The sequence below is a fragment of the Streptomyces sp. SKN60 genome, assembly GCF_026236535.1.
In the GTDB taxonomy this organism is placed as follows: Bacteria; Actinomycetota; Actinomycetes; order Streptomycetales; family Streptomycetaceae; genus Streptomyces.
In genome coordinates this window covers 161,947-181,099 of the sequence record NZ_JAHTMW010000001.1, presented here as the reverse complement: position 1 = coordinate 181,099, position 19,153 = coordinate 161,947, and the positions used below count along the sequence as shown (strand labels likewise).

The 19,153-nt window shown below is 73.1% G+C and carries 18 protein-coding genes and 1 tRNA gene; 11 read left to right on the top strand and 8 right to left on the bottom strand.

What is annotated here, in order from left to right:
* Positions 1–16 precede the first annotated feature (16 nt).
* Together KV205_RS00880 and KV205_RS00875 are read right to left on the bottom strand one after the other, a co-directional pair.
* Entirely contained in the window at positions 17–775 is a 759-nt protein-coding gene (locus tag KV205_RS00880; RefSeq protein WP_265861305.1) for a YcnI family protein, read from the bottom strand.
* Positions 776–908: 133 nt separating this feature from the next.
* Positions 909–1,712, bottom strand: coding sequence for a hypothetical protein (locus KV205_RS00875; RefSeq protein ID WP_265861303.1), 804 nt, complete (start codon positions 1,710–1,712; stop codon positions 909–911).
* A gap of 287 nt (positions 1,713–1,999) precedes the next feature.
* Between KV205_RS00875 and KV205_RS00870 the strand changes: the two genes are divergently transcribed.
* On the top strand, positions 2,000–2,449 hold the full coding sequence (locus KV205_RS00870; RefSeq protein ID WP_265861302.1) for an ATP-binding protein: 450 nt from the start codon (positions 2,000–2,002) through the stop codon (positions 2,447–2,449).
* A gap of 46 nt (positions 2,450–2,495) precedes the next feature.
* On the opposite strand, the gene KV205_RS00865 is transcribed toward KV205_RS00870, so the two are convergent.
* Both KV205_RS00865 and KV205_RS00860 read right to left on the bottom strand, forming a co-directional pair.
* Entirely contained in the window at positions 2,496–3,971 is a 1,476-nt protein-coding gene (locus KV205_RS00865) for an aminopeptidase P family protein (RefSeq protein ID WP_265861300.1), read from the bottom strand.
* 127 nt (positions 3,972–4,098) lie between these two features.
* Positions 4,099–5,517: a PP2C family protein-serine/threonine phosphatase gene (locus KV205_RS00860; RefSeq protein ID WP_265861299.1), complete on the bottom strand. Its 1,419-nt coding sequence runs from the start codon at positions 5,515–5,517 to the stop codon at positions 4,099–4,101.
* Positions 5,518–6,078: 561 nt separating this feature from the next.
* Here KV205_RS00860 and KV205_RS00855 point away from each other — a divergent pair.
* Both KV205_RS00855 and KV205_RS00850 read left to right on the top strand, forming a co-directional pair.
* Positions 6,079–7,002: a bifunctional DNA primase/polymerase gene (locus tag KV205_RS00855; RefSeq protein ID WP_306806227.1), complete on the top strand. Its 924-nt coding sequence runs from the start codon at positions 6,079–6,081 to the stop codon at positions 7,000–7,002.
* 143 nt (positions 7,003–7,145) lie between these two features.
* Complete coding sequence (locus KV205_RS00850) at positions 7,146–7,730, top strand: hypothetical protein (RefSeq protein WP_265861298.1); 585 nt, start codon at positions 7,146–7,148, stop codon at positions 7,728–7,730.
* 274 nt (positions 7,731–8,004) lie between these two features.
* Here the strand turns inward: KV205_RS00850 and KV205_RS00845 are convergent, their stop codons facing one another.
* The 3 genes from KV205_RS00845 to KV205_RS00835 all read right to left on the bottom strand — a co-directional run bounded on the left by KV205_RS00845 (position 8,005) and on the right by KV205_RS00835 (position 10,711).
* Positions 8,005–8,991, bottom strand: coding sequence for a DUF5926 family protein (locus KV205_RS00845; RefSeq protein ID WP_265861297.1), 987 nt, complete (start codon positions 8,989–8,991; stop codon positions 8,005–8,007).
* 193 nt (positions 8,992–9,184) lie between these two features.
* Positions 9,185–9,784 carry an ATP-binding protein gene (locus KV205_RS00840; protein ID WP_265861296.1) on the bottom strand — a complete coding sequence of 200 codons (600 nt, stop codon included), beginning with the start codon at positions 9,782–9,784 and terminating at the stop codon, positions 9,185–9,187.
* A 102-nt stretch (positions 9,785–9,886) separates the two neighbouring features.
* The gene (locus KV205_RS00835; protein ID WP_265861295.1) at positions 9,887–10,711 is read right to left on the bottom strand and encodes a glycerophosphodiester phosphodiesterase; all 825 of its coding nucleotides are present in this window, start codon (positions 10,709–10,711) and stop codon (positions 9,887–9,889) included.
* Between the two features lie 173 nt (positions 10,712–10,884).
* Between KV205_RS00835 and KV205_RS00830 the strand changes: the two genes are divergently transcribed.
* Both KV205_RS00830 and KV205_RS00825 read left to right on the top strand, forming a co-directional pair.
* Entirely contained in the window at positions 10,885–12,354 is a 1,470-nt protein-coding gene (locus KV205_RS00830; RefSeq protein ID WP_265861294.1) for a S1C family serine protease, read from the top strand.
* 91 nt (positions 12,355–12,445) lie between these two features.
* Positions 12,446–12,532, top strand: a tRNA-Ser gene (locus KV205_RS00825).
* Positions 12,533–12,616: 84 nt separating this feature from the next.
* Here KV205_RS00825 and KV205_RS00820 read toward each other — a convergent pair.
* Positions 12,617–13,489 carry a bifunctional DNA primase/polymerase gene (locus tag KV205_RS00820; RefSeq protein WP_265861293.1) on the bottom strand — a complete coding sequence of 291 codons (873 nt, stop codon included), beginning with the start codon at positions 13,487–13,489 and terminating at the stop codon, positions 12,617–12,619.
* 374 nt (positions 13,490–13,863) lie between these two features.
* Between KV205_RS00820 and KV205_RS00815 the strand changes: the two genes are divergently transcribed.
* The 6 genes from KV205_RS00815 to KV205_RS00790 all read left to right on the top strand — a co-directional run bounded on the left by KV205_RS00815 (position 13,864) and on the right by KV205_RS00790 (position 19,109).
* Positions 13,864–14,169 carry a hypothetical protein gene (locus KV205_RS00815; protein WP_265861292.1) on the top strand — a complete coding sequence of 102 codons (306 nt, stop codon included), beginning with the start codon at positions 13,864–13,866 and terminating at the stop codon, positions 14,167–14,169.
* Positions 14,170–14,391: 222 nt separating this feature from the next.
* Positions 14,392–15,567: an acyl-CoA dehydrogenase family protein gene (locus KV205_RS00810; protein ID WP_265861290.1), complete on the top strand. Its 1,176-nt coding sequence runs from the start codon at positions 14,392–14,394 to the stop codon at positions 15,565–15,567.
* Positions 15,564–16,526 carry a bifunctional MaoC family dehydratase N-terminal/OB-fold nucleic acid binding domain-containing protein gene (locus KV205_RS00805; protein WP_265861289.1) on the top strand — a complete coding sequence of 321 codons (963 nt, stop codon included), beginning with the start codon at positions 15,564–15,566 and terminating at the stop codon, positions 16,524–16,526. Before KV205_RS00810 ends, KV205_RS00805 begins: the two co-directional genes overlap by 4 nt.
* Before the next feature lie 8 nt (positions 16,527–16,534).
* Positions 16,535–17,542, top strand: a complete 1,008-nt coding sequence (locus KV205_RS00800; RefSeq protein WP_265861288.1) for an acyl-CoA dehydrogenase family protein — start codon at positions 16,535–16,537, stop codon at positions 17,540–17,542.
* Entirely contained in the window at positions 17,539–17,946 is a 408-nt protein-coding gene (locus KV205_RS00795; protein WP_265861287.1) for a MaoC family dehydratase, read from the top strand. The genes KV205_RS00800 and KV205_RS00795 overlap by 4 nt, the downstream gene beginning before the upstream one ends.
* Positions 17,943–19,109 carry a lipid-transfer protein gene (locus KV205_RS00790; RefSeq protein ID WP_265861286.1) on the top strand — a complete coding sequence of 389 codons (1,167 nt, stop codon included), beginning with the start codon at positions 17,943–17,945 and terminating at the stop codon, positions 19,107–19,109. The genes KV205_RS00795 and KV205_RS00790 overlap by 4 nt, the downstream gene beginning before the upstream one ends.
* The last annotated feature ends 44 nt before the right edge of the window (positions 19,110–19,153 follow it).

Here is a 19,153-nt window from a genome sequence, read left to right as displayed (position 1 = left end):
GTGAGGGTGACGGCCGTCAGGCCGAGCGGCGGCGCCCGGCCAGGACGCCGAAGGCGATTCCGGCGACGCCCACGAGGATGCCGACCACGCCGAGCACGCGCGCCGCGGTGTCGGTCGTGTCGGCGGCGGCCTCGTGCGCGCCGTCCTCGGTGTCGTGGCCGGCCTTGTCCGCGGTCTTGTCGTCGGCGGCCGCACCGCCGTGGTGGTCGTCGGACGCGGCGGACAGCTTCAGGACCGGCGCCGGGCTCTCGGGCTCGGCGGCGCCCTCCTTGGGCTCCTCGATCCAGCGCACGACCTCGTTGTTGTCGTAGGTCTGGATCGCCTTGAGCACGAGCGAGTCGGTGTCCTCGGGCAGCTGCCCGAGGGAGAGCGGGAACTGCTGGAACTGGCCGGGGCCGATCTTCGAGCCGTCGGCGGTCCAGGTGACCTTGGCGACCGCCTGGTCGATCTTCTTGCCGTGCAGCTCCAGCGGCTTGGCCAGCTTGGCCTTGGTGACCTCGACCTTCCAGCCGGGCACCGGCTGCGGCATCACGGACGCCAGCGGGTGGTCGGTCGGGAAGTTGACCTCGACCTTGACGGTGGAGGCGTTGTCGCGCTCGTTCGGCACCTTCACGTTGACGGTCGCGTAACCGCCCTTGGCCGCCTGGCCCACGGGCTGCACGCTCACGTGCGCGGCGGCGGTGCCGGCGAGCAGCAGGACGGAGGAGGCGGCGACACCGCCGGCGACGGCGGCGCGGGCGAGGAAGGTCCGGGAGAAGGCACGGGAAACGCTCATGACGGAGACACTCCAGTTCATGGGAGAGGTGCCTCAGGGGAGGCACGAAGCAGGCGGGTGCGGTCCGCGCACACGCGCGGACGCTGCGGACCCGCCCCCCCGAGGTGTCTCGATGTGGCTGGAGCGGTCCGCGTCAGGCTGCGAGGACGCAGCGGGCGGCGGCCGGCGGGCCGCGCCTGATCACCGTGTCCTTGAGCACCTCGGCCACCGGCGGCGGCGAGGAGTCGGCGGTGGTACGGGACGGGCCGCGCGGCCCGGTGGCCGGAGCGCCCGGCAGCCCGGCGAGCAGCGCCCGTACGAGCGCGAGCGCGCCGCGCAGCGAGCGGACGAGCGCGCACTCGGCGAGCTCGACGGCACCCTGCGCGGAGAGCGTGACGAGGCGGCGGAGGGCGAGGTCGCCCCGGCGCAGCAGCCAGCCCGTCACAAGCGCGGCGAGCAGGTGGCCGAGCACCATCGGCAGGCTGGGGACGAGGGCGGCGAGACCGGTCTGGCCGGCCGCCGGGTCCGCCATGCCGGCCAGGTGCGCGTGCACCCCACCGGCCGGGACGGCGGGGGCGAGCCCGGCGTCGCTGACGATGCGGGCCGCGTCGGCGGGGCTGAGCGCGGCGGCGCCGCCCCCGCAGACCAGCTTGGCGGCGAGCCGGAGGAGCGCCTCGTCGGCCTGCGGGCCGGTCACGAGCCGGCGCTGGCCGAGCCCGAACAGGGCGTGCAGGGCGAGCTGTCCGCCGGCGAGCGCGGTCACGATCGCGGGCAGCGAGCGCTCCCGGCCCGTGAAGAGCACGATGACCCCGAAGACGCCGAGGAAACCGGCGACCAGCGACCACAGCGCGATCCCCGCACAGGCGGCGAGCGCGTGGCCGAGCCCGGACAGCACGACGCAGACCGCGGTGAACACCGCGGCCCTCAGCAGACGTGGTGCGAGCGCGGGGGCAGACATGGCGGGGCCCATCATCGCACCAGGCCCACCCCCTCCATACGGCAGGTCCGGAAGGTCACCCTTGGGGGTCTTCGGGGTGCCTTCTGGGGATCTTCCGAGGGATCTTCCGAGGGGTCTTCTGGCCGTCTTCCGGCGGTCTTCGCGGCGACATACACCGGCGGACGCGTCCCCGCATCCGCCGAACGGGCGCTGTTGCGGTGGGAGGGGGCTTATGGACCACCCCGTACGGCAATACGTATCGGTATGTCGTGCCGCAGCATGTCGAGCCGCAGCCAGGAGGCTGGAGCATGAGCATCTGGTGGTCCCTGCATCTGCGGCGCGAGGCCGCGAGCGTCCCGCTCGCCCGGCGCCTGCTGCTCGGCACGATGGAGACGGCCGGGGTCGATCCGGACGTGTCGTACGAGTTGTCGGTGGCGCTCACCGAGGCCTGCGCGAACGCCGTCGAGCACGGCGGGGCCGCCGCCGGCCGGGGCGGCCGGACCTCGGAGGCGTACCGCGTCACCGCCTACCTCGACGGCGAGACCTGCCGGATCGAGGTGGCCGACGCGGGCCCCGGCTTCTCCGGCGCCGCACTCGTTCCGGCGGCGGCCCCCGACGCCGAGAACGGGCGCGGCCTGCGTCTGATCGAGGAGCTCGCCGACCACGTCCACTTCGGGCGTACGGGAAGAGGCGGCGCGCTCGTCAGCTTCGACAAGCTGCTGAAGTGGCGCGCGGACGCGCCGCTCGCGCTCACCTAGACGAAAAGCCCCCGCCGACGTCGTCGGCGGGGGCTCCACATGCGTGTCAGCCCAGCAGGCCGGCCATCCACGCCTCGACCTCGTCGGAGCGGCGCGGCAGCTGGTCGGAGAGGTTCCGGTTGCCGTCCTCGGTGACGAGGATGTCGTCCTCGATCCGGACGCCGATGCCCCGGTACTCCTCCGGCACGGTCAGGTCGTCGGCCTGGAAGTAGAGCCCCGGCTCGACCGTCAGGCACATGCCCGGCTCCAGGGTCGTGTCGACGTACGCCTCGGTGCGCGCGGCGGCGCAGTCGTGGACGTCCATGCCGAGCATGTGACCGGTGCCGTGCAGGGTCCAGCGGCGCTGCAGGTTGAGCTCCAGGACGCGCTCCACCGGGCCCTCGACCAGGCCCCACTCGACGAGCTTCTCGGCGAGCACGCGCTGGGCGGCGTCGTGGAAGTCGCGGTAGCCGGCGCCCGGCTTCACCGCGGCGATGCCGGCCTCCTGCGCCTCGTACACGGCGTCGTAGATCTTGCGCTGGATCTCCGTGAACCGGCCGTTGATCGGCAGGGTGCGGGTGACGTCGGCGGTGTAGAGCTCGGTGGTCTCCACGCCGGCGTCGAGCAGCAGCAGGTCGCCGGAGCGGACCGGGCCGTCGTTGCGGACCCAGTGCAGGGTGCAGGCGTGCGGGCCGGCGGCGGCGATGGTGCCGTAGCCGACGTCGTTGCCCTCGACGCGGGCGCGCAGGAAGAAGGTGCCTTCGATGTAGCGCTCGCTGGTGGCCCGCGCCTTGTCGAGGACCTTGACGACGTCCTCGAAGCCGCGGGCGGTCGAGGCGCAGGCCTTCTCCAGCTCGGCGACCTCGAAGGCGTCCTTCACGAGGCGGGCCTCGGAGAGGAAGACCCGCAGCTCCTCGTCGCGCTCGGCGGTGACCTTGTCGGTGAGGGCGGCCTCGATGCCGGCGTCGTGGCCGCGCACGGCGCGGACCGGGCCGGTGGCCTCCTTGAGCCGCTCGGGCAGCTCGCGGACGTCCTGCGCGGGGATGCCGAGCAGCTGCTCCGCCTCGGCGAGGGAGTGCCGGCGGCCGACCCACAGCTCGCCCTGGCCGTCGAGCCAGAACTCGCCGTTCTCGCGGTCGGAGCGCGGCAGCAGGTAGATCGTCGCCTCGTGGCCGTCCTCGTCGGCGGCGGGCTCCAGGACGAGCACGCCGTCCTGGGTCTGGTCGCCGGTGAGGTACGCGTACTCGGTGGAGGCGCGGAAGGAGTACTCGGTGTCGTTCGACCGGGTCTTCAGATTGCCGGCCGGGATCACCAGGCGCTCGCCCGGGAAGCGCGCGGAGAGCGCGGCGCGGCGGGCGGCGGTGTGGGCGGCCTGGGCGATCGGGGCGAGGCCGTGCAGCTCGGTGTCGGCCCAGCCGGACTTCATGCTGTCGGCGAGCTCGTCGGAGACGCCCCGGTACAGGCCGTTCTTGCGCTGCTTGATCGCCTGCTCTTCGGACTCCTCCGGGGTCTCCGGGTTCTCCGTCGTGAGCTCCTCGGCCACGGGTCTGCCTCCTCTTGGTACGACACTGAACCATCACCATCGTACGGGCGTGCGGTCAGGAGCCAAGAGCCGTAAGACCCATGACAGCTCTCACCCGGGTCCTACCGGCGGGTCAGGGCGACGGGCGTCACTCGAAGCGGGCGGCGAGCAGCACCACGTCCTCGCCGTCGGCGCCGCCCGTGTCCAGGCCCTCGGGCAGCACGGTCCGCAGCACGTGGTCGGCGACCGCGCCCGGATCGGCCTGGTCCGCCCTGGGCACGCTCGCGGCGGCGGCGTGCAGCCGGGCGAAGGCCCGGTCCATGGCGTCGCCGGTGCGCCGAAGGAGTCCGTCGGTGTAGAGAAGCACCGTTTCTCCGGGGGCGGGCGACAGCTCGACGCTCGGCGCCTCCCAGCAGGACAGCATGCCGAGCGGCGCGGACAGCGAGGTCTCCACGTACTCGGTGCGGTGCTCGCCGATGACCAGCGGCGGGGTGTGTCCGGCCCCGGCGAGCACGATCCGGCGGGCGGCCGGCTCGCAGAAGGCGAAGAGCGCGGTGGCCGAGCGGGCGGGCTCGGTGAGGCGGAGCAGCAGCTCCAGGTCGGAGAGGACGGCGACCGGGTCCTCGCCCTCCATCACGGCGTACGCGCGGAGGCTGGCGCGCAGCCGGCCCATGGCGGCCAGGGCGCTCGGCCCGCTGCCGGAGACGGAGCCGACGGCCAGGCCGAGGGCGCCGTCGGGCAGCGGCAGCGCGTCGTACCAGTCGCCGCCGCCGCGCGGGCCGGTGCGGTGCCGGGCGGCGAGCTGGACGCCGGGGACCCGGGGGAGCCGGCTGGGCAGCAGTTCCTCGGCGACGGTGGCGACCCGGGCGCGGGACCGCTCGACCTCCAGGAGGCGGGCCAGGTGCTCGGTGGCGAACCCTCCGTACAGCCCGATCAGGTGGCGCTGCCGCTCGGTGGGCTCGGCCGGCTCGTCGTACAGCCAGACGACGGCGCCGAGCTTGCCGGCCTCCTCGGTGACGAGCGGCAGGGCGTAGCTGGCGGCGTAGCCGAGGCGGGCGGCGACCTCGCGGTGGCGCGGGTCGAGGTCCTCCTCGGAGCGCAGGTCGGGGTGGGCGACGGGGCGGGGCAGGGCGCCCTCGGGGAGCGGGTCGAGTCCGTCGAGGATCCGGCCGTACGAGGTGACGCTGCGCGGGACGGTCTCGATGGTGCCGAGTTCGGCGTGGGCGAGGCCGAGGCCGACGGTGAGGGCCGGGCCCTGTCCGTCGGCGGGTTCGAGGACGGCCATGCCGCGGCGGGCCCCGACGAGGGCGGCTCCGGCGCGCAGCACCTCGCGCAGTGCGCCGTCGAGCGAGGCGGTCCTGATCAGGGCCTCGGTGAGTTCGTGGAGGAGGGTGAGATCGGAGACCCAGCCGGCCAGCCGGTCCTGCAGGGCCACGGCGGAGGCGGGCGGGGGGAGCGGCGCGCCGAAGGGGGCCGCGGTGTGGGCCGCCGTGGGGGCGGCAGTGTGCGGGGGAGAGGGGACAGTGGAATCGATTCCGGCCACTTTCGGCGCACGCGGTGTACTCATGGCATTCCGCTTTCCGACCTGCGCGTTTCATGCAATAGCATCGCAAACCCCCAAGTCATTCTGCGCGGCTACCCATCGATCCACATCTACACGCACAAGAGGATCGATGTCCAGCATTGTCACCATGGGACTTCTGGTGTCCGTGAGATGCGGCGAGAGGGTTGAAGACTAGGGGAAGTTGGCCGAAAATTGACCCCGGTGTGCACCATTTGCGGTCGACTGGCGTCGTTTGAAAGCGCGTCATTTTGAGCGTGACGGGTACGTAATCGGTGACGGGCAGGGGCAGTTGGAGACGCCCCTGAATACGGACGTGGAACCCGAGCGTCCTCATCACCGCAGGCCGCACCCCTACCCCGAGTGGCGGGGAACGTGTTCCGGCAGGATCGCCGCCCGAACGCCCGCCGCTCGCAGAGAGCGCCCGCACGGGCTGGGCAAGGCTCGTCAGCGCCTGGACGCGCGCAGCGAGTGCGCGAGTGATACGTACGGTGAAAGCAGCACCACGTAGGGTGACACCCCCTGTGGTGCGTGGATTCGGCGTTCAACGGAAAGGAACGAGCGCTCATGCGCGAGATCCTCGGAAGGCGACGCAGGCTCCGGTTCGGGCGCGGCAAGCGCGGGGCGAGCACGGAGGGCATGCAGGGCCCGGCGGATGTGCGGGCCTCGACGGAGGTACGGGAGCGTGCGCGGCGTGACGCCGCGCTGCTGTTCGGCACCGAGTGGGGCTGGCCGGTGGTGCCCGGCGTGGGCCTGCGGGTGGACGAGGCGGACGGGACGGACGGGACGGTACGGGCCGAGCCCGTGGCCGGAGAGGCCGCCGGCGTCGTACGGAGCAGGGTGCCGTGGTGGGCGCGCGGGCGTACGCGGGAGCGCGCGCGGAACGGCGGGCTGTGGGCGGCGGTGGCCGCCGGCTCCCTGTCGGGGGCGCTCACCGCGCCATCGCCGCCACTGCCCGCCGTCGTGGACTGTGCCTGTCCCGATCCCCAGTGCGTCGTGCCCGGCGCACACCCCCTGGACCCGGGTCTGCTCGCGGCCACCACCGACGCGCGCATGATCCGCTGGTGGTGGACCCGGCGCCCCGAGGCCCCGGTCCTCCTCGCCACCGGCGGCCGCGCGCCCTGCGCGGTCAGCCTCCCGGCCGTCGCCGGCGCCCATGCGCTCGCCGTGCTCGACGCGCAGGGCATGCGGCTCGGCCCGGTCGTGGCCACGCCCACCCGCTGGGCGATCCTCGTCGCCCCGTACGGCCTCGAACGGCTCGGCGAACTCCTCCACTCCAAGGACAGCGTGCCCGCCTCGCTGCGCTTCCACGGCGACGGCGGCTATCTGCCGCTGCCGCCCTCGACCACCGGGACCGGCGAGGTGCGCTGGGAGCGCGCGCCGCTGGCGGGCTCGGCCCGGCCGTGGCTGCCGGACGTGGAGGCGGTCGTGGACGCGCTGGTCGAGGCGAGCACGAGCATGCCGGGGGGCGGCAGCCGGCTCGCGTACTGAGCGGCGGCCCTCGTGGGCCGGGGGGCGTTCACCCGAACGGGTGTGGAACGGCCCGCCATCCAGCAGAAACGCGCGCGCGGCCGGCCGGGAGTCCGCCGGCCGCGGCTATCTTCGCGGGCAGGATCCGTTCCCGAGGAGCGAGTATGGCGCGCAAGAGTGGGCGCAGGAGTCCGGCACGTATCGGTCCCGCGCGCCTGCGCGCCCTGGGGCTCGGCGCCGCCGTACTGATCGCGGTCCTGGTGCCGGTCGCGGCGTCGGCGGGACCGGCGGGTGACGGCGGTGGTGACGGCGGCGGGGACGCGAAGCCGAAGGGGCTGCTCCAGGACCTGCGCCTGACTCCGTCCCGTACCGCGGACGCCGCTCCCTCCGAGCCGCCGGCCGTCACCCGCTGCGGGCCCGAACTCGCCTCGCCCGACGGCGTGGAGGCGCAGACCTGTGTGGTGGCCGAGGGGCCGGACGCCTGGGCGCGTACGTACTACCGCAACGCGACGGGCCGCGAGCTCGACGCCGTACTCACCCTGATGGCGCCCGGCGGGCGGACCGTACAGGTGCGCTGCGCGATCGCGGCGCGCGACGAGCCGGGGACGTGCGAGACGCCGAGGGAGCGGGGCCGGGGCGCGGCCGACGCGTACACGGCGGTCGCGGAGTTCGCGGGGCGGGGCGAAGAGGGAAACGCGCCGCTGCTGCTGCGCTCGGGAAGCAACACGGCGGAGCCGGAGAGCAGTTGACCGCCGGTCGATCACCGCTTGATCCGAAGAATGCGGATCAAGACCTTCCGGATCAGTGACGCATCAGTGTCCGGGCATGAGAACGCCCGGTCGCTGGCGACGGGGGATGCACCAGCGACCGGGCTTCCAGAACGGTAACAAGAGATTGGCCGTTCGCAAATTCGATCTCGGTTATTCGGACAGGGATTTCGCCCTTCCGAGGAGGGGTTGTGGCGGACATCACCGACTGGTCGGTCTGTCAGTCACCGATCAGTCACGGATACCACCCCGGGTATCAGCTGAGCGTCACCTGACGGTTGGTGAGACCGCCGCGCGCCCGGCGCTCCTCGGTGGTGAGCGGAGCGTCCGAAGCGAGGGCCGCGGCGAGCCGCTCGGCGAACTCGGCGGCCGGCTTCTCGCAGTCCTCCGCCGTCATCGTGGTGGGCAGGTCCCACACCGGCACCATGAGCCCGTGGGCCCGGAAGGAGCCGACGAGGCGGGTGTCCGGGCCGAGCGAGGAGGTGCCCGCGGCCTGCAGCCGGGCGAGCGCGTCGAGCAGCTTCTCCTCCGGGTGCGGCATGACCCAGCGCAGGTGGTTCTTGTCCGGCGTCTCGCACCAGTAGGCGGAGTCGACACCGGTCAGCTTCACGGTCGGGATGGCGGCGGCGTTGGCGCGCTCCAGGGAGGCGGCGACCTCGGGGTTGGAATTGTCCGCGGACTCCGGAATCCAGAATTCGAATCCCGAGTGCACGACAGGCGAAAAATCGCTGTCGGCGTCGAGCAGATCCTGAAGGCGCGGACCCTCCGCCGGTACGCGCCGGGGCTCGACCGGCGTGCCCGGCTCGGCCACGAGGGCGCGCTCCAGGGTGTCGGCGAGGTCGCGGGCGAGGTCGCCGGAGGACGAGTCGTTCTGCAGCGCGAGCAGCACCGAGCCGTCGTCGCGGCGCAGCGCGGGCCAGGCCATCGGCAGCACGGTCGCGAGCGTCACCGACGGCACGCCCTCGGGCAGCCCGGCCTTCAGCGTGAGCGGCACGGTCGCGGCGGGCACCAGCTCGCGCAGCGCGACCCAGTCGCACTCGCCCGGCAGCCCCTCGAAGGGCCGCTGTACCAGCTCGGTCGCGGCGTGCGAGGCGGCCCGCCCGTGACACGCCTTGTAGCGGCGGCCGGAGCCGCAGGGGCACGGCTCGCGCGCTCCGACGACCGGGATCTCCCCGTTCGTGACCTGTGCCTGGCCGGTGCTGCCGGCCTTGCCGGGCTTCGTCTGGGGGCGCTTCTTGGCCATGGTGTGGCTATCTCCCGATCGCGGCGGTGCTGTCTCGGGCGCGAGCCTAGCCGCACGGGGACCGCGACGCGGGTATGCCGGTGCGGCGTCCCCCGGGAGGGGCCGGGAGCCTCCGGGAGCGCTGGGAGTGCTGGGAGGGCGGAAGCGGGGCGGGCGTCCCTGTAGGCCGCGCCCGCCCCGTACACCCCGGTCGTCATTCCAGGTCGTCGTACGCGTCGAGGAAACCGAATCCGGAGCCGCCGACCCGGGCGGCGAAGTCCTCGCCGCGGTGGCCGCCGGTGACCTGCACCCAGACGGTGACCTCGCCGGTCGCGCTGTCCCGTACGCCCCAGTCCTGGGCGAGCGCGCTGATGATGTTCAGCCCGCGGCCGCCGCGCGCGGTGACCGACGGAGTGGCCGGAACGGGACGGGTGGGACCGCCGCCGTCCGTGACCTCCACCGTGAGCCCGCCGGACCGGTCGATGCTCCAGGCCGCTCGCACATCTCCGTCGCCCACGTCCGCACAGCCCAGCGGTCTGCCGTGCCGACAGGCATTGCTCAACAATTCGGAAAGGATCAGTACCGCGTCGTCGACGACCGATTCGGCCATTCCGCTGCGGCTCAACTGCTCCCGCATCCGGTGCCGTGCCTCACCCACGCCCGCAGGGCCATGGGGTACGGCCATGCTCGACGACGTGGGCACCTCCTGTGCCACCACCAACGCCACCCCCGAGACCTCCTTTGCCCCACGCCACGTGGTGAATGCCCCAATGGCCTGGACCGGAAACCGGCCAGTACGCCTCCGGTGACGCACTCGTGACGATCGCGTACGTCCCGAACGCGCCGGTGCACACCCCGCACCGGTGGGGTGGCTGGGTCAAAAGAGGTGAAAGGGGTTGGGTGAGGCGGTTCGGGCTCAGGCGCGGCCGAGGTGGGCGAGGACCTGCTTGGGCCGGTTGGTGATGATCGCGTCCACGCCGAGCCGTACGCACAGCTCCACGTCCTCCGGATCGTCCACGGTCCAGACGTGGACCTGGTGGCCGGCCTGCTGGAGCCGCAGGATCACCGCCGGGTTGTGCCGCACGATCCGGACCGAGGGGCCGGCGATCCGCGCGCCGGCCGGCAGCCCGCCGACCCGCAGCCGCGGGGTGACGAACTGGGAGAGGGAGACGGTCGGCATGGTCGGCGACGCGGTGGCGATGCGGTGCAGGGAGCGGGCCGAGAAGCTCATGACGCGGACCGGGGAGTCCTCGGGCGTGGCCGGCTCGGCGAGGCCGAAGCGGCCGAGGAGCTGGAGCAGCTTCTCCTCCACCTGGCCCGCCCAGCGGGTGGGGTGCTTGGTCTCGATGGCGAGCTCGATCCGGCGGCCGGCGTCGGAGACCAGCTCCAGGAGGCGTTCCAGAGTGAGGACGGACGTGGCCTCCGGGTCGCCCCAGTCCGGGCTCTCGCCCGCCTCGTCGCGGCCCTTCCAGGTGCCGAAGTCGAGCGCGGCGAGGTCGGCGAGCTCCAGGGCGGAGACGGCGCCCTTGCCGTTGGAGGTGCGGTTGACGCGCCGGTCGTGGACGCAGACGAGGTGTCCGTCGGCGGTGAGCCGGACGTCGCACTCCAAGGCGTCGGCGCCGTCCTCGATGGCCTTCATGTAGGCGGCCAGCGTGTGTTCGGGGGCGTCCTCGGAGGCGCCGCGGTGGGCGACCACCTGGACGGGGCTGCGGTGGCTCGGCGGCTGCGGTGCGTGGGTCACCGCGACATGGTACGGGTGAGGTACGGGTGGGGTCCGGGTGTCCGTTTCGCCCCAAGTAAACAATGGGGTGCGGACGCACAGCTCCGGCTTACAGTGGCCTGACGTGCTGTGGGAAAAGCTGTTCGCAGCACGATTCCGCCGAGACGGCCTGCGCAGTGAACGAGGAGAGAGCTGTGAGCACCGAGAACGAGGACGAGGGCACGGAGGTTCCGGCGGCCCCGGCGACTCCCGCGACCCCGGCGGCAGCTCCGGCGACCCCGGCGGCTCCCGAGGAGCAGGCCGCCCCGTCCGCCCCCGCGGCGCCTCCCACGCCTCCGACTACGCCTCCCACGCCTCCCGCGCCTCCGACTACGCCTCCCACGCCTCCCGCGCCGGTGGCGCCGCCCGTGGCGCCCGAGCCGGCGACCGTCGCAGCGCCCGCGGTTCAGGGCGCTCAGGGCGCCGACGGCTGGCCGCCGGCCCCGCCGGTGACCCCCGCCTGGGGTGCGCCGCCGGTGCCGCCGGGCCCGGCGGCACCGCGCAAGCGCACCGGCGGACTGGTCGCGGCCGTCCTCGTCGCGGCGCTCGTCGCCGGCGGTGTCGGCGGCGGCATCGGTTACTGGGCCGCGTCCCAGCGGGACGGCGACACCGCCGGCTCGACCACGGTCTCCTCGGGCGACGCCCCCTCCTCGTTCAAGCGCGACCCCGGCACGGTCGCCGCGGTCGCGGCGAAGGCGCTGCCGAGCGTCGTCACCATCCAGGCCAAGTCCGGCGGTTCGGAGGGCGAGGGCGGTACCGGCACCGGCTTCGTCTACGACAAGGAAGGCCACATCGTCACCAACAACCACGTGGTGGCGTCGGCGGCGGACGGCGGCACGCTGTCCGCGACCTTCTCCAACGGCAAGACGTACGACGCGGAGGTCGTCGGCCGCGCCGAGGGCTACGACGTCGCGGTCATCAAGCTGAAGAACGCGCCGTCGAACCTGCTGCCGCTGCCGCTGGGCGACTCCGACAAGGTCGCGGTCGGCGACTCGACGATCGCGATCGGCGCCCCCTTCGGCCTCTCGAACACGGTCACCACGGGCATCATCAGCGCCAAGAACCGCCCGGTCGCCTCGGGCGACGGCGGCGGTGGCAAGAACTCGTACATGAGCGCCCTGCAGACCGACGCCTCGATCAACCCGGGCAACTCCGGCGGCCCGCTGCTCGACGCGAGCGGCGCGGTGATCGGCATCAACTCCGCGATCCAGTCGGCGGGCAGCGGCTTCGGCCAGTCCCAGGCCGGTTCGATCGGCCTCGGCTTCGCGATCCCGGTCAACCAGGCGAACAACGTGGCCCAGCAGCTGATCAAGACGGGCAAGCCCGTCTACCCGGTCATCGGCGCCACGGTGAACATGCAGGACCGCGGCGAAGGCGCCGTCATCGCCGACACCGGCTCCGGCGGCACCCCCTCCCTCACCCCCAACGGCCCCGCCGCCAAGGCCGGCCTGAAGCCGGGCGACGTCATCACCACCTTCGACGACCGCCAGATCGACAGCGGCCCGACCCTGATCAGCGAGATCTGGACCCACAAGCCCGGCGACTCGGTCAAGATCACCTACGAACGCAACGGCAAGCCCACCACGACCACGGTCACCCTGGGCGAACGCACGGGCGACAGCTGACCGGTCTCACACCGCTTACGCCGCTCCTACAGCCCGGCCCCGCACAGCCGGTAGGCTGTAGCCCGCTCCGCGCCTGGTGAGGCGGGGCGAGGGTGGGTTGCCCGAGCGGCCTAAGGGAACGGTCTTGAAAACCGTCGAGGCAGCGATGTCTCCGTGGGTTCAAATCCCACACCCACCGCGCGAGATGCAGAACGGCCCCTGACCGGAAAGTCCCGGTCAGGGGCCGTTCTCCGTGGGGGCTCGACCTCGCGGCGGCGAGGGTTCAAGGGCCGATGGTCGTCCGCGCCGTGATCGAGGCCGCCGACGCGAGCGTCGCGCGGATCTCCGGCTCCGGGAGGCCGGTCGTCAGGGCGGCTGTCGTGAGGGCGGCCAGGATGGGTGAGGGGGACGGGGACTCGTAGGCGCGGCAGGCCGCCCAGAACAGGCGGGTGTTGCGCTGGCCGTGCGGGGAGGCGAGGACGAAGGACGTCAGGGAGGCGGCGGACGCGGTTCCGGTGCGGGCCGGGGGCGAGGGGGCCGGTGGGGACGCCAGGTTCAGGAGGGCCTCCGGGCACGGGGCCGGCGAGAGGTGCTCGGTGCCGGGGGCCAGGCGGTAGGTGCCGTGTGCGCCGAGCGAGCCCGGGCCCACCAGATAGCCGCCCGCGCCCCGGATGTCCACGCCGGGCGCGAGCCGGCTCGCCGAGTTCGGGACCACCGTCTCCGGCGGGCCCGTCAGCCAGAGGTGCCGGCCGCCGCCGGGCGTCAGGACCGTGACCGTGGGCGGGACGGCGAACTCGTGCCGCCGCGCCAGCGCGTCGAGCGCCGCCACCCCGTCCGGGCCGCCCTCCCGCACGTCCAGGTCCACCCCGATCAGCCGGTGCGGCGGGCGCCCGCACGCGATCCCGTACCCGGTCGCCCAGGGAGCCGCCGCGAACAGCGCCCGTACCGCTGCCGGATCCGTCGTCGCGTCGTACACACCGTGGCCCGGCCGCCCGCACTCGCCCCGGCAGGCCACCGACCGGGGTTCGCCCCGGTGCGGCGAGCGGAGCGCCGGGAGCTTGGTGCGGGACAGGGGGATGACGGGGAGCCCGCGCTCCGCCGCCGTCAGGGCGTGCGCGAGAGCCAGGGCGGCGGTCTGCCGGGCAGAAGCGGCCATGGATTCATTTTCGTACACAGGTTCGATAAAGGGAAGGGTGGATCGGCGATTCGGCCCCCGACTTGGAGGGTTGAAAAGCTGAGGGGCGGATTGACTGAAAAGTGCCGAAACGCTTCGCCTCTTGTCCTGCCTGCCCTCTCCGGCCCCACCCGGCTCCGTACCGGCTGAGCTGCGGCTTTCTTCTCCCTGAGGGGGTTTATCGACTTGTCCTCACGCTTGCGAGGGAATCGACCACTCCGGGGTGGTTCGCCGGGGATTCGGTGGGCAACTCTGGTCTCGCGACGTCGAGCACAACGACCGGGGCGGTCGGCCAACTGCCCAGGTCAGCACAGCAGTTGACGCACTTCAAAGCTTCAGTTCCTGGAGGAACAGACATGGCAAGCATCCGTACCGCCCGCGTTCTCGCCGCTGCCGCCGCCCTGCCCCTCGCCGCCGCGCTGTTCACGGGGGTCGCCCAGGCCGACAACGGTGGATTCGCGAACGACGGATCGAATGCGAGCGTCGCCACGATCATCGGCAGCGGTGTCGGTGGCAACAACCACGGCAACTCCACCACCACCCAGCAGGTGGCGACCGGTTCCGGCGCCTCCAACCAGAACAACACCGCCAGCGTGAACGGCTCCGCCTTCACCCACATCGACCAGTCCAACGCGGTGGTCAACTTCTTCCCGTGGTGGTGACCGGCCCGACGGGGGGACGTTCGACGGCAGGATGGACGGGGGAATGACGGCGGGGTGAACGACGGCCCGCACGGCGGTACTTCGGTACCGACCGTGCGGGCCGTTCCTGTTTGTCGCCCCGGTGGGCCGTGTGCGGTGTGCCGCGTGCCGTGTGCTTGACAGTGGGCCTTCGACTGAAGGAATCTGACGGGCAGTCAGAAAACTGGAAGAGAGGTCGTCGCCGTGCACCTCGCCCCGACCGAACGGCAGCTCCGGCTGCGCGCCGAGCTCCGCGTGTACTTCCGCGACGTGATGCCCGACGGGCCCCCGCCCGCCACAGCCACCGCTGACCAGCGCGCCTTGCTGCGCCGCATCGGCGCCGACGGATGGCTCGGACTCGGCTGGCCCGAGGAGTACGGCGGACAGGGCCGCGGGCCCGACGAGCAGTTCGTGTTCTTCGACGAGGCCTACCGGGCCGGCGCCCCCGTCTCCATGGTCACGCTCAACACCGTCGGCCCCACCCTCATGAAGTACGGGACCGAGGACCAGAAGGCCACCCTCCTCCCCCGCATCCTGCGCGGCGAGGCCGTTTTCGCCATCGGCTACAGCGAGCCCGAGGCCGGCACCGACCTCGCCTCGCTCCGTACCAAGGCCGTCCGGGACGGCGACTCCTGGGTGATCGACGGGCAGAAGATCTTCACCTCCAACGCCCAGAACGCCGACTGGATCTGGCTCGCCTGCCGCACCGCGCCCGACCCCGAGACCCCGCGCCACCACGGCATCTCGATCATCCTCGTGCCCACCGACGCGCCGGGCTTCTCCTGGACCCCCATCGAGACCGTCGGCGGGCTGACCACCACGGCTACCTACTACGACTCCGTGCGCGTCCCGGCCGGAAACCTCGTCGGGCCCGAGAACGGCGGCTGGGGGCTGATCACCAACCAGCTCAACCACGAGCGGGTCGCCCTCGCCGCGATCGGCATGCAGGCCGAGGACTTCTACGAGGTCGCGCTCAGCCGGGCCCGCACGCCCGACCCGGACACCGGCCGCCGCCGGATCGACGAGCCCTGGGTACGGCTCCGGGCCGCCGAGGCGCACGCCCGGCTCGCCGCCACCCGGCTGCTCAACTGGCGCCTCGTCGGCGACGTCGGCGCGGGGCGGCTCGCGCCCGGCGACGCGAGCGGCGTGAAGTTCGCCGGCACCGAATCGGCCGTCGAGGTCTACCGCATGTGCCAGGAGATCGCCGGCCCGGCCGCCCTGGTCCGCACCGGCTCGCCGGGCGCCTTCGACGGCGGCGAACTGGAGCGGATGAACCGGGCCGCCCAGATCAACACCTTCGGGGGAGGAGTGAGCGAGGTGCAGCGCGAGATCGTCGCCATGATGCGGCTCGGGATGAAGGGGAGGGGGCGGCGGCGATGAGCACCGACGACGTCGATGCGCTGTACGAGGCGCTCAAGGGCTTCGAAGGGCGTTCCACCTCCGCCGCCTCCATCGGCAAGGACCCGGTCAACGAGCCCATGATCCGGCATTGGTGCGAGGCCATGGGCGACGCCCACCCCGCCTATCGCGGGCCCGACGCCGTCGCGCCGCCCACCATGCTCCAGGCATGGACCATGGGCGGGCTCTCCGGACATCCGGATCGAGCGGGCGCGTACGAGGAGCTGTCCGCCCTCCTCGACGCCGCCGGCTGCACCTCGATCGTCGCCACCGACTGCGAGCAGGAGTACCTCCGCCCCCTCCGCCCCGGCGACACGATTACCTTCGACGCCGTCATCGAGTCGGTCTCGCCGCGCAAGACCACCAAGCTCGGCACCGGGCACTTCATCACCACCCGCATGGACATCCGCGCCGACGGCGAACTCGCCGGCACCCACCGCTTCCGCGTCCTCAAATACGCTCCCGCTCCCGCCCCCACCCCCGCCCAGCAGAAGCGCGAAGCGAAAGCGAAACCCCAACGGCCCCGGCCCGTCGTCAACCGCGACAACGCCGGCTTCTGGGACGGCGTGGCCGAGCATCGCCTCCTGGTCCAGCGCTGCGCCGACTGCGCGACCCTCCGTTTCCCCTGGCTGCCCGGCTGCAACGCGTGCGGCTCGCGCACCTGGGACACCGTCGAGGCGAGCGGCGCGGGGACCGTCTACTCGTACGTCGTCATGCACCACCCGCCCTTCCCGGCCTTCACTGTGTCTGATCATGCCGCTGACGCGGCGGGGCCGTACGCGGTCGCGCTCGTCGAACTCGCCGAGGGCGTACGGATGATCGGCAACGTCGTCGGCGTCCCGTACGACAAGGTGCGCATCGGCATGCCGGTCCGGCTGGAGTTCACGCGGGTGGACGAGGACCTCGAACTGCCCATGTGGCGAACAGAGAGCGGGAGTTGAGGGCGGACATGGACTTCGATCCCACCGAGGAGCAGGCCGCGGCCCGCGACCTGGCCGCCCGCGTCTTCGGCGACCTCGCCACCCCCGAACGGCTCGCCGCCGCCGGCACCGGCTCGGACGCCGAGCTGTGGAAGGCGCTGTGCGCGGCCGGGCTCGTCGAGGCCGTCGAGGAGACCGGACTGCTCGGCCTGGTGCTGCTCGCCGAGGAACAGGGGCGCACGACGGCGCAGGTGCCGTTCACGGCGAGCGCGGTGTACGGGCTGCTCGCCGTCGCCCGGCACGGCACGGACGAGCAGCGCGCCCGGCTGCTGCCCGGGCTGCGGGCCGGTACGACCGTCGTGACCGCGGCCTTTCCGCAGAAGGAGTGGGTCCCCTGGCTGCGGGACGCCACCCATGTCCTCGTACCCGACGAGACCCGTTCCCTCCACCTCGTCCCCGTCCCGGACACCGGCGACGCCGTCGAGCCCGTCGAACTCACCGCGCCCTGGGCCGCCGGACGGGCCGTCCGGGCCGCCGCCCTCGATCCCGGCTCCGGGGAGCGGATCGGCGGGCCCGGCCCGTACGCGTACGAGGACGTGCTCGCCGCCGCCCGGATCGCCTTCGCCGGGCTTCAGGCGGGGGTCTGCGCCGGGTCGCTGGCGCGCGCCGTCGCGTACACCTCCGTGCGCGAGCAGTTCGGGCGCCCGCTCTCCTCGAACCAGGGCGTCCAACTCCGGGCCGCCGACGCGTACATGGACACGGAGTCGATCAGGGTGACGGCGTACGAGGCGGCCTGGCGGTACGACCAGGCCTTGCCGGTCGCCGAGCACGCACTGACCGCCGCCTGGTGGGCCGCCGAGGCGGGCAAGCGGGTCGTGCACGCCGGGCAGCATCTGCACGGCGGCATGGGCGCGGACCTCGACCACCCGGTCCACCGGCATTTCCTCTGGGGGCGGCAGCTCGACGCGTATCTGGGCTGCGGCACCGAACTCCTCGCCGAACTCGGCGACGTGCTCGCGAAGGGGGACCCGGCATGAACGCGGGAGACGAGCTGGAGCCGCTCACCATCCCCATCACCCGCACCCTGATCGTCGCCGGCGCCATGGCCTCCCGCGACTACCAGGATGTGCACCACGACGCCGAACTGGCCAGGGCGAAGGGCTCCCCGGACATCTTCATGAACATCCTCACCACCAACGGCCTGGTCGGCCGCTACATCACCGACCGCCTCGGCCCGACCGCCGTCCTCCGCAAGGTCGCGATCCGGCTCGGCGCGCCCAATTACCCCGGGGACACCATGACGTTGACGGGAACGGTCACCGAGGTCGACGGCGAGATCCTCCACATCCGCGTCGTCGGCGCCAACGGCCTCGGGCACCACGTCACCGGAACCGTCGTGGCGGAGGTCCCTGCGGAGGTCCCTGCGGAGGTCACCCCATGAGCCTCCACTCCCCCGACGCGCTCGGCGGGCGCGCCGCCATCGCCGGTATCGGCGCCACCGAGTTCTCCAAGGACTCCGGCCGCAGCGAGCTCACCCTCGCCGTGGAGGCCGTGCACGCCGCCCTCGACGACGCCGGGCTCGTCCCCGCCGACGTGGACGGCCTGGTCACCTTCACCATGGACACCAGCCCCGAGATCACCGTCGCCCAGGCGGCCGGCATCGGCGAGCTGTCCTTCTTCTCCCGCGTCCATTACGGCGGGGGCGCGGCCTGCGCCACCGTGCAGCAGGCCGCGCTCGCCGTGGCCACCGGGATCGCCGAAGTCGTCGTCTGCTACCGGGCGTTCAACGAGCGCTCGGGCCGCCGCTTCGGCTCCGGCGTGCAGCGGCGCGAGCCGTCCGCCGAGGGTGCGGCGCTCGGCTGGCAGCTGCCGTTCGGGCTGCTCACCCCGGCCTCCTGGGTGGCGATGATCGCCCAGCGCTATCTGTACGCGTACGGGCTGACGCCGGAGGCGTTCGGGCACGTCGCCGTGACCGACCGGCGCCATGCCGCCACGAACCCGGCCGCGTACTTCCACGGGAAGCCGATCACCCTCGCCGAGCACGCCGCCTCGCGCTGGATCGCCGAGCCGCTGCGGCTGCTCGACTGCTGCCAGGAGACCGACGGCGGGCAGGCGATCGTCGTCACCTCCACCGAACGCGCCCGCGACCTGCGCCGCCCGCCGGCCGTGATCGTGGCCGCGGCCCAGGGTGCCGGGCGCAACCAGGAGGCGATGACCAGCTTCTACCGGGACGGGCTCACCGGCCTGCCCGAGATGGGCGTGGTGGCGCGCCAGCTCTGGCGGACCTCGGGGCTCGCGCCCGGCGACATCGACGTCGGCATCCTCTACGACCACTTCACGCCCTTCGTGCTGATGCAGCTGGAGGAGTTCGGCTTCTGCGGGCCGGGCGAGGCGGCCGACTTCGTGGCGGCGGACGCGCTGCCCCTGAACACCCACGGCGGCCAGCTGGGCGAGGCGTATCTGCACGGCATGAACGGCATCGCGGAGGCCGTCCGGCAGGTGCGCGGGACCTCGGTGAACCAGGTGCCGGGGGCGGCCAGGACGCTGGTGACGGCCGGCACCGGGGTTCCCACGTCCGGGTTGATCCTGGGCACGGACGGCTGACGGCAGGGCGTCAGCGGTGGCCGGGCGGGCCGGGGCGATCTTCA

Coding starts and splice junctions, on each gene's coding strand:
- KV205_RS00880 (WP_265861305.1), bottom strand. CDS start 775: ATGAGCGTTTCCCGTGCCTTCTCCCGGACCTTCCTCGCCCGCGCCGCC.
- KV205_RS00875 (WP_265861303.1), bottom strand. CDS start 1,712: ATGTCTGCCCCCGCGCTCGCACCACGTCTGCTGAGGGCCGCGGTGTTC.
- KV205_RS00870 (WP_265861302.1), top strand. CDS start 2,000: ATGAGCATCTGGTGGTCCCTGCATCTGCGGCGCGAGGCCGCGAGCGTC.
- KV205_RS00860 (WP_265861299.1), bottom strand. CDS start 5,517: ATGAGTACACCGCGTGCGCCGAAAGTGGCCGGAATCGATTCCACTGTC.
- KV205_RS00855 (WP_306806227.1), top strand. CDS start 6,079: ATGCGCGAGATCCTCGGAAGGCGACGCAGGCTCCGGTTCGGGCGCGGC.
- KV205_RS00850 (WP_265861298.1), top strand. CDS start 7,146: ATGGCGCGCAAGAGTGGGCGCAGGAGTCCGGCACGTATCGGTCCCGCG.
- KV205_RS00845 (WP_265861297.1), bottom strand. CDS start 8,991: ATGGCCAAGAAGCGCCCCCAGACGAAGCCCGGCAAGGCCGGCAGCACC.
- KV205_RS00820 (WP_265861293.1), bottom strand. CDS start 13,489: ATGGCCGCTTCTGCCCGGCAGACCGCCGCCCTGGCTCTCGCGCACGCC.
- KV205_RS00815 (WP_265861292.1), top strand. CDS start 13,864: ATGGCAAGCATCCGTACCGCCCGCGTTCTCGCCGCTGCCGCCGCCCTG.
- KV205_RS00805 (WP_265861289.1), top strand. CDS start 15,564: ATGAGCACCGACGACGTCGATGCGCTGTACGAGGCGCTCAAGGGCTTC.
- KV205_RS00800 (WP_265861288.1), top strand. CDS start 16,535: ATGGACTTCGATCCCACCGAGGAGCAGGCCGCGGCCCGCGACCTGGCC.
- KV205_RS00795 (WP_265861287.1), top strand. CDS start 17,539: ATGAACGCGGGAGACGAGCTGGAGCCGCTCACCATCCCCATCACCCGC.
- KV205_RS00790 (WP_265861286.1), top strand. CDS start 17,943: ATGAGCCTCCACTCCCCCGACGCGCTCGGCGGGCGCGCCGCCATCGCC.